Origin of the sequence: Curtobacterium sp. MCLR17_045, from assembly GCF_003234405.1 — a bacterium.
Classification (GTDB): domain Bacteria; phylum Actinomycetota; class Actinomycetes; order Actinomycetales; family Microbacteriaceae; genus Curtobacterium; species Curtobacterium flaccumfaciens.
This window is the reverse complement of the sequence record NZ_QKTB01000037.1, coordinates 20390-29122: the sequence shown is the minus strand read 5'-3', so window position 1 is coordinate 29122 and position 8733 is coordinate 20390. Positions and strand designations below refer to the sequence as shown.

Below are 8733 nucleotides of genomic sequence, written 5' to 3'. Positions count from 1 at the left end.
GTGGTGGCGACCGTCGTCGGTCGGGAGGCGCGGGGCGGGGTCATGAGGAGCCTCCCGGCCGGTGGGTGGTGACGCGCGACCGGAGCGGTGCGCGTCCGGCGAGGACCTGCGCCGCGAGGCGCACCTTCACCGGGTTGGGGACGCGCACGCGCGTCGTGACGAGACGGCTCGCCGGCGTGCGCGCGAGTCGGTCGTTGAGTTCCTGGAACAGCGCGTGTGCGAGTCCGACGGCGTTGCGGGCGTCGGCCGGCAGCAGCCGGATCGTGCGTGCTGCGTGATCGAGGTCGGCCTGCACGTCGGCGACCAGGCGGTGCTTCGTGGCCTCGTCGAACGACCGGATGTCGACGCCCGGGAAGTACGAGCGACCGAGCACCTCGAAGTCGGCGTGCAGGTCACGCAGGAAGTTCACCTTCTGGAACGCGGCGCCGAGCGCACGTGCACCGGCGACGAGTTCGGCCTGGTCGAACGTCGGCCGACCGGCGCGGTACACGAACGCGCGCAGGCACATCAGGCCGACGACCTCGGCGGAGCCGTACACGTACGCGTCGAACGAGGCGTCGTCGTGCTCGGTGCGGTCGAGGTCCATGCGCATCGAGGCGAAGAACGGGGCGGTGAGCTCGGCGCCGAAGCCGGTGGCGCGGGCCGTGCGGGCGAAGGCGTGGACGACCGGGTTCACCGAGAAGCCGAGCGCGATGGCCCGTTCGGTGTCGGCCTCGAGCTCGTCGAGCACCGTGCGGGCGAGCTCGCGGTCGAGCCCGGCCTCGGTCGCGGGGCCGTCGACGACCTCGTCGGCGACGCGGACCAGCGCGTAGACGTTCCGGATGTGCTCGCGCGTGTCGCGGGCGAGCATGCGGCTCGCCAGCCCGAACGACGTGGAGTACCGGTCGATGACGACCCCTGACGCGGCCTCGGCGGTGGCGTCGTAGAGCTGGAGGCGAGCCGGACGGGATCCGGTCGCCGTGGTGGTGCTGTGGGTCACCGGGCGCGCTCCACGAGTTCGGTCACGAGGGCCTCCAGGCGGTCGGCGAGGTCGTACGGCAGCCGGGCGAGCTCGGCCCGGGCGAGTGCGGTGTGGTCGGCGACACGTGCTTCCGCGGCGCCGCGCGCACCGCAGGAGACCAGGGTCGCACGGACCTCGTCCGCGCGCGCCTCGGTCAGGTCCGGGTCGCCGAGGTACGGCTCGAGGTCGGGCCAGCAGTCCGTGGTCGCCGCGTACGCGATCAGCATGGTGCGCTTGCCCTCGCGCAGGTCGCCGAGCACGGTCTTGCCGGTCATGGTCTCGTCGCCGAAGACGCCCAGCAGGTCGTCGACGATCTGGTACGCGATGCCGATCTCGCGACCGAAGGCCCCGAGGGCGGTGACGATCTCCTCGTCGGCGCCGGCCAGCACGGCGCCGGACTGCAGCGGGGCCTCGAACGAGTACACGCTCGTCTTCGCCCGCTCCATCGCCAGGACCTCGTCCACGGTCGGCATCACGCCGAGTGCCAGGTCGACGTCGGTCATCTCGCCGGCAGCGCTGGCGAACACCGCCTCGTCGAGCAGTTCGAGCAGCCGCTCGCGGCGGGTGCCGTCGACGCCCGCAGCCTCGATGAAGCGGGGCGCACCGGCGAGCGCCAGGTCACCGGCGATGACCGCGGCGCTCATCCCCCGGTGCTCGGCCGTCGGCAGCGGCAGGCCGCCCGTCGTCCCGTTGTCACGGAAGGACCCGGCGACGTTCGGCTGGCCACGGCGCGACCAGTCGCGGTCGATGACGTCGTCGTGCACCACGAGAGCGGTGTGCAGGAGTTCGTACGCTGCCGCGACGTTGGCTGCGGCGTGCACGTCGGTGCCGCCCATGCCGGCGTACGCGGTCATGACCATGCGGGGCCGGAAGCGCTTGCCGCCCATGCTCGCCTTGCGGAGCACGCGCCACAGTTCTTCGGACGGTCGGCCGTAGCGCTCGGCGCGTGCCGACGACACGGCGAAGAAGCGCTCGAGGCAGTCGTCGACGAGCGCGAGGTCGATGTGCGGCACGGTGGTCGCTTCCTCGCTCATTGGCCTAACCTATCGACACAGATGAACGCTTTCCCTGAATCCGTGGTGCTCCTGGCCGACGACCGTACCCCGATCGGCACGGCGGACAAGTTCACGGTGCACACAGCCCACACGCCCCTGCACCTGGCGTTCTCGTGCCACGTCCGGAACACCGACGGCGACGTCCTGGTGACCCGACGAGCACTGTCGAAGAAGACCTGGCCGGGGGTGTGGACGAACACCTTCTGCGGCCACCCCGGTCCGGACGAGTCCTTCGAGGACGCCATCGGCCGTCGGGCCTCTCGCGAGCTCGGCATCACCGTGCGCGACGTCGAGGTCGTGCTGCCGGAGTTCCGGTACCGCGCGGTCGACGCCTCGGGCATCGTGGAGAACGAGGTCTGCCCCGTCTTCCGTGCCGTGACCGACGACACCCCGGCGCCCGCCGACGACGAGGTCGCCGAGTGGGCATGGGTGTCCGAGGACTCTCTCAGGCAGGCCGTCGCCGGCGCGCCGTTCGCCTGGAGCCCGTGGCTCGGGTGGCAGCTCGCCGAACTCGAGACCGCCGGGCTGCACGTCACGCGCTGACGCTCCTGCGCCTGCCGCGACGGGTTGTCCGACCCGCGCCGCAGGCGTACGCTCGACCGTCGGCAGCGCTCTGGGCGCCGCCACGACGAGACGAGAAGGGCAGGTGAGGCGCGATGTCGGGTGACCATCCTCGATCGGGCCGGCCGCCCGTGTCGGTCGTCGCGCCCGCTCGCTGACCCTGCCCCGCCCCGGCTCGCCTCGGGGCGCCATCGCGCCCGCCTGCTCCCCACCGAAGGAGCACGCACATGGCACTGATCGACAACGCGATCTACGTCCGGGGACGCCGCGTGGAGTCTCCGTCGACCCTGTCGCGCCCGGCTCGTGGCGACCTGACGTGGATCGGGCTGCTCCGGCCCGACCCGCACGAGCTCGAGGCCGTCGCCACCGAGTTCGACCTGCACGAGAACGCCGTCGAGGACGCCCGCAAGGGACACCAGCGCGCCAAGCTCGAGCGCTACGGCGACACCCTGTTCCTGGTGCTCCGGCCGGCCTGGTTCGACCCGTCCGAGGGCACCGTCGAGTTCGGCGAGGTGCACCTGTTCGTCGGCGACCACTTCGTGGTGAGCGTCCGGCACGCCGCCCGACCCGACCTGGCGGTGCTGCGGGCACAGGTCGAGGCGGACCCGGAGTTCCTGGCGAAGGGGTCCGAGGCCGTGACCGCGGCCGTGCTCGACGAGGTCGTGGACGGCTACGGCCCCGTCGTCCAGGTGCTGCAGGAGCAGATCGACGCCATCGAGGACCAGCTGTTCGCCGGGCAGGTCGACCCCGGGGTCTCGAAGCGCATCTACCAGCTGCTCAGCGAGGTCCTGGCGTTCCAGCGGGCCACCACCCCGGTGCCGGCGATGGTCACGGGGCTGCTCCGCGGTGCCGACAAGTACGGCGTCGACGACGACGTGCAGCACCGGCTCCGCAACGTGCACGACCACGCACTCCGTGTCACCGAGCGGGTCGACTCGTTCCGCGCCCTGCTCGAGAACGCCCTGACCCTGCACGCCACCCTGGTGTCGCAGGAGCAGAACGAGGCGATGCGCCGGATGACCAGCGCGAGCCTGGCCCAGGGTGAGGAGAGCCGGCAACTCGCCCGGGCAGCACACCGCCAGGGCGAGGAGGTCAAGAAGATCTCGTCGTGGGCGGCGATCCTGTTCGCACCGGGCCTGATCGCCGGTGTCTACGGGATGAACTTCGACCACATGCCCGAGCTGCACTGGCACTACGGCTACCCGGTCGCGATCCTCGGCATGCTCCTGCTGATGGGCGTGCTCTGGGCGATCTTCCGCAAGCGCAACTGGCTCTGAGCGGACGGCGGATCGGCGCACAGGTGGCGTCGATCCGCCGGACGTGCATAATGATCTGGCCCGGATGTGAACGTGCACATCGATGTGCCACGACACCCGGGCGGAAACGAGCAGCAATGGCGTCATCGCGGACACAGCAACCGCGTTCGCCCAGCATCCGTGACGTCGCACGGATCGCGGGCGTCTCGCACCAGACCGTCTCGCGGGTGCTGAACAACTCGGACGCGATCCGGGCCGAGACACGCGACAAGGTCCTGGCGGCCATGGAGCAGCTGCAGTACCGGCCGAACCGGGCCGCACGCGCCCTGGTCACGAGCCGGACCCACACGATCGGCGTCCTGACGGCCCGCCGCGCCCACTACGGTCCGGCCGTGGCACTGCAGGCGATCGAGGACGCCGCGATGCTCCGTGGCTACTCGGTCACGACGGCGAACATCGCCGAGGCGACCGATGCCGCCGTGCGGGAAGGACTCGGGCACCTGCTCGACCTCGACGTCGAGGGCATCGTCGTCATCGCGCCCCAGCAGCGGGTCTTCGACCTGATCGCGGAGCTCGGCATCCGCACCCCCTACGTCACCATGCGCGCCAGCGTCGGCGAGGACCCGACGGCCCTGTGGGTGGACCAGATGGAGGGCGCACGACTCGCGACCGCGCACCTGCTCGACCTGGGTCACGAGTACGTGCGGCACATCGCCGGACCGCAGGACTGGATCGAGGCCGACGCCCGCATGCAGGGGTTCCTGCGCGAGATGTCCGACCGCGACATGGCCGTCGCGCCACCGATCCTGGGCGACTGGACCGCCGACTTCGGCTACCACGCCGGCCGCGAGCTGCTGCGGTGGCGGGACTGCACCGCGATCTTCTGCTCGAACGACCAGATGGCGCTCGGCGTCATGCACGCAGCGCGCTCGTACGGGCTCGACGTCCCGGGTGACCTGTCCGTGGTCGGCTACGACGACATCCCCGAGGCGAAGCACTTCTGGCCACCGCTCACCACGGTGCAGGTCGACTTCGCCGAGCTCGGGCGGCGCTGCGTGGACCTGCTGCTGCCGAGTGAGGGCGAACTGCTCCGCCCCATCGACATCGTCCCGCAGCTGGTCGTGCGCGCCTCCACGAGCGCGCCCCGCACGCGCTGACGCACCTCGGGCCGCGCCACGCCCCGAGTACCTGCGACGAACTTCTGCCCAGGGACGCCCGGAGACACCCGGTACGCCCGGAACGACCCGGTACGCCCGGAACCACCCGGCCGCCCCGGAGTACCTGCCACAAACGGGCATACCTGCCACGAACTTCCGACCAGGTACGCCCGAAGACACCAGGTACGCCCGGAATGACTGGGTACACCCGAAACGTCTCGGTACACCCGAAACCAACCGGCCACCCAGGAGTACCTGCCACAAACGGGCGTACCTGCCACGAACTTCCGACCAGGTACGCCCGAAACGACCCGGTACGCCCGGAACCACCCGGCCACCCAGGAGTACCTGCCACAAACGGGCGTACCTGCCACGAACTTCCGACCAGGGACGCCCGGAAGCGCCAGGCAGGCCCGCTCCGACGAGGCGAGCGCGGCTCCGGACGCGACCACGAAGCGGACCGGAGGCCCGTGGCCGGCCCGCCACGAGCCTCCCGGCCGCGCATGCGGATTCGCGCAACGAAACGCCCGTTCCCGAGCCCCCTGGCCCCAACCCGGGGGACGTTCCCTCCGGATCACGCACGCCGTTACGAAAACGCGACCAATCCGAATTGACAGCCGCACCGAGGCTGTGCGTAAATTGCCTCCGTCCAGCCGATGTGACCGTTCACATGAGCGTCACACCGAGCCGGATCCGGACGCGACAACGAAGTCCACACAGGCCCCCTGTGCTTTCGCTGCCGCAGCAGAACCACCCGAACACACTGCCGCACCGAAGCGGCAGAAGGAGATGCACTGTGGCGTCAACCCCGATCGACACCGGCCTCGAGACCCGGTCGATCACCGCACCCGAGACGATCCTCGAGATGCGCTCGATCACCAAGGAGTTCCCTGGTGTGAAGGCGCTGGCCGACGTCTCCCTCAGCGTCCGCGCCGGCGAGATCCACGCGATCTGCGGCGAGAACGGCGCCGGCAAGTCGACCCTGATGAAGGTCCTGTCGGGCGTCTACCCGTACGGCACCTACAGCGGCGAGATCGTCTACGAGGGCGAGGAAGTCCGCTTCTCGAACATCAAGCAGTCCGAGCAGGCCGGCATCGTCATCATCCACCAGGAGCTGGCGCTCGTCCCGGAGCTCTCGATCACCGAGAACCTGTTCCTGGGCAACGAGCCGAGCCGCGGTGGCGTCATCAACTGGACCGCCGCACAGCTCCGTGCGCAGGACCTGCTCGCCCGCGTCGGCCTGGCCGACGACCCGGACACGCAGATCAAGAACATCGGTGTCGGCAAGCAGCAGCTCGTCGAGATCGCGAAGGCCCTACACAAGGACGTCAAGCTCCTGATCCTCGACGAGCCGACCGCCGCGCTCAACGAGAACGACTCGCAGCACCTGCTCGACCTGATCGTCGGGCTGAAGGCCAAGGGCATCGCGAGCATCATCATCAGCCACAAGCTCAACGAGATCGAGCAGATCGCGGACGAGATCACGATCATCCGCGACGGCAAGGCCATCGAGACGCTCAACGTCAAGGCGGACGGCGTCAACGAGGACCGCATCATCCGCGGCATGGTGGGCCGCTCGCTCGAGTCGCGCTTCCCGGACCGCACCCCGAAGATCGGCGAGACCTTCTTCGAGGTCCGCAACTGGACGGTGCAGCACCCGATCGACCCGTCGCGTCTGGTCTGCAAGGCATCGAACTTCCACGTCCGCAAGGGCGAGATCGTCGGCTTCGCCGGCCTGATGGGCGCCGGACGCACCGAGCTGGCGATGAGCCTGTTCGGTCGCTCCTACGGCACCTGGCTCGACGGCCAGATCATCAAGGACGGCCGCGAGATCAAGGTCACGAACGTCCAGCAGGCGATCGAGAACGGCATCGGCTACGTCTCCGAGGACCGCAAGGCGCTCGGCCTGAACCTGCTCGACACCGTGAAGCGCTCGACGGTCGCCGCCGACCTGAAGAAGATCTCGAAGGCCGGTGTCGTCGACTCGCTCGAGGAGTACTCGGTCGCCGAGAAGTACCGCAAGATGCTCCGCACCAAGGTGCCGAGCGTCGAGGACAACGTCGGCAAGCTCTCTGGTGGCAACCAGCAGAAGGTCGTCCTGTCCAAGTGGATGTTCACCGACCCGGACATCCTGATCCTCGACGAGCCCACCCGCGGTATCGACGTGGGTGCCAAGTTCGAGATCTACGGGATCATCCAGCAGCTCGCGGCCGAGGGGAAGGGCATCATCCTCATCTCGTCCGAGCTCCCCGAACTCCTCGGTCTCTCCGACCGGATCTACACCATCTTCGAGGGCCAGATCACCGCTGACCTCCCGGCCGACCAGGCCGATCCCGAATCGCTCATGCGCAGCATGACCTCCGCGCGGAAGGGCGCCACCGCCTCATGAACAACCTGAAACTGCTCTTCGGCAAGGGCAACAGCATCGGCCAGTACGGCATGATCATCGCCCTCATCGTGCTGCTGATCTTCTTCTCGATCACCACGAACGGGCTCATCCTCGAGCCGACCAACGTCATCAACCTGTTCCTGCAGTACTCCTACATCCTGATCCTGGCGCTCGGCATGGTCATGGTCATCATCGCGGGGCACATCGACCTGTCGGTCGGTTCGGTCGCAGCGGTCGTCGGCATCGTCGTGGCGCAGTCCATGGCCGTGTGGGACTTCCCGGTGTGGGCAGCGATCCTCCTGGGCCTGGCCTGCGGTGCCGCGATCGGTGCCTGGCAGGGCTTCTGGGTGGCGTTCGTGAAGGTCCCGGCCTTCATCGTGACGCTGGCCGGTCAGCTCATCTTCCGCGGTGTGAACCAGATCATCGGCAACTCGACGTCCGTTCCGGTCCCGAACGACTACATCCCGATCGGCGCCGGCTTCCTCGGCGACTTCGGCCCCGACTTCGGCTTCAGCAACGGCACCCTGCTCATCGGTCTAGCCACGATCCTCGCGCTCATCATCATCGAGGCCCGTGGCCGTGGCCGCCGCAAGAAGATGCAAGCCGAGGTCCCGCCGCTGTGGGTCTCGGTCGTCCGCACCGGTATCCTGGTGGCCGTCACGCTCGTCGCCACGTACCTGTTCGGCGCCGGCCCGGTCGGCACCTCGGTCCCGGTCGTCGCGATCATCCTCGGTGTCCTGACCATCGTCTACGGCTTCGTCACGAAGAACACGATCTTCGGTCGCCAGGTCTACGCCGTCGGTGGCAACGCCAACGCCGCGGTCCTGTCGGGTGTCTCCGCGAAGAAGGTCAACTTCTTCGTCATGATGAACATGTCGGTCCTCGCCGCGATCGCCGGCATGGTCTTCGTCGCCTACTCCGGCGCCTCTGGCCCCGCGGACGGCACCGGTTGGGAGCTCGACGCTATCGCCGCCGTCTTCGTCGGTGGTGCAGCGGTCGCCGGTGGTGTCGGCACGATCTCCGGATCGATCATCGGTGGTCTCGTGATGGCGCTGCTGTCGAACGGCCTGCAGCTGATGGGCCTCGAGTCCAACAAGGTGCAGATCATCCGCGGTCTGGTCCTGCTCGTCGCGGTCGCCTTCGACGTGTACTCGAAGTCGCAGGGTCGCCCGTCCCTCATCGGGGGCATGATGCGGCAGTTCCAGCGGAAGGACACCGAGCAGAACACGGTGTCCGCCCAGCAGCCGCGGTCCATCGAGGACCAGCCCGACAAGATCACCCTCCCCTAGTCCCAACTCCCCACACCGGGGCCCCG

The 8733-nt window shown here is 69.0% G+C and carries 7 protein-coding genes; 5 read left to right on the top strand and 2 right to left on the bottom strand.

Going from position 1 to position 8733, the window contains the following annotated elements; translation table 11 throughout:
- Positions 1-40 precede the first annotated feature (40 nt).
- Both DEJ05_RS16335 and DEJ05_RS16330 read right to left on the bottom strand, forming a co-directional pair.
- On the bottom strand, positions 41-979 hold the full coding sequence (locus DEJ05_RS16335) for a squalene/phytoene synthase family protein (protein WP_111039393.1): 939 nt from the start codon (positions 977-979) through the stop codon (positions 41-43).
- Complete coding sequence (locus tag DEJ05_RS16330) at positions 976-2034, bottom strand: polyprenyl synthetase family protein (RefSeq protein ID WP_071404931.1); 1059 nt, start codon at positions 2032-2034, stop codon at positions 976-978. Before DEJ05_RS16330 ends, DEJ05_RS16335 begins: the two co-directional genes overlap by 4 nt.
- Positions 2035-2055: 21 nt before the next feature.
- Between DEJ05_RS16330 and idi the strand changes: the two genes are divergently transcribed.
- The 5 genes from idi to DEJ05_RS16305 all read left to right on the top strand — a co-directional run bounded on the left by idi (position 2056) and on the right by DEJ05_RS16305 (position 8707).
- A complete protein-coding gene (idi, locus tag DEJ05_RS16325; RefSeq protein ID WP_110864939.1) occupies positions 2056-2598 on the top strand; it encodes an isopentenyl-diphosphate Delta-isomerase in 543 nt (180 codons plus the stop codon).
- Positions 2599-2843: 245 nt separating this feature from the next.
- A complete protein-coding gene (locus DEJ05_RS16320) occupies positions 2844-3893 on the top strand; it encodes a magnesium and cobalt transport protein CorA (protein ID WP_071404930.1) in 1050 nt (349 codons plus the stop codon).
- Positions 3894-4009: 116 nt separating this feature from the next.
- A complete protein-coding gene (locus DEJ05_RS16315; RefSeq protein ID WP_017886425.1) occupies positions 4010-5029 on the top strand; it encodes a LacI family DNA-binding transcriptional regulator in 1020 nt (339 codons plus the stop codon).
- 865 nt (positions 5030-5894) lie between these two features.
- On the top strand, positions 5895-7418 hold the full coding sequence (gene mmsA, locus DEJ05_RS16310) for a multiple monosaccharide ABC transporter ATP-binding protein (protein WP_111029829.1): 1524 nt from the start codon (positions 5895-5897) through the stop codon (positions 7416-7418).
- Positions 7415-8707 carry a sugar ABC transporter permease gene (locus tag DEJ05_RS16305; RefSeq protein WP_111029684.1) on the top strand — a complete coding sequence of 431 codons (1293 nt, stop codon included), beginning with the start codon at positions 7415-7417 and terminating at the stop codon, positions 8705-8707. The genes mmsA and DEJ05_RS16305 overlap by 4 nt, the downstream gene beginning before the upstream one ends.
- Positions 8708-8733 lie beyond the last annotated feature (26 nt).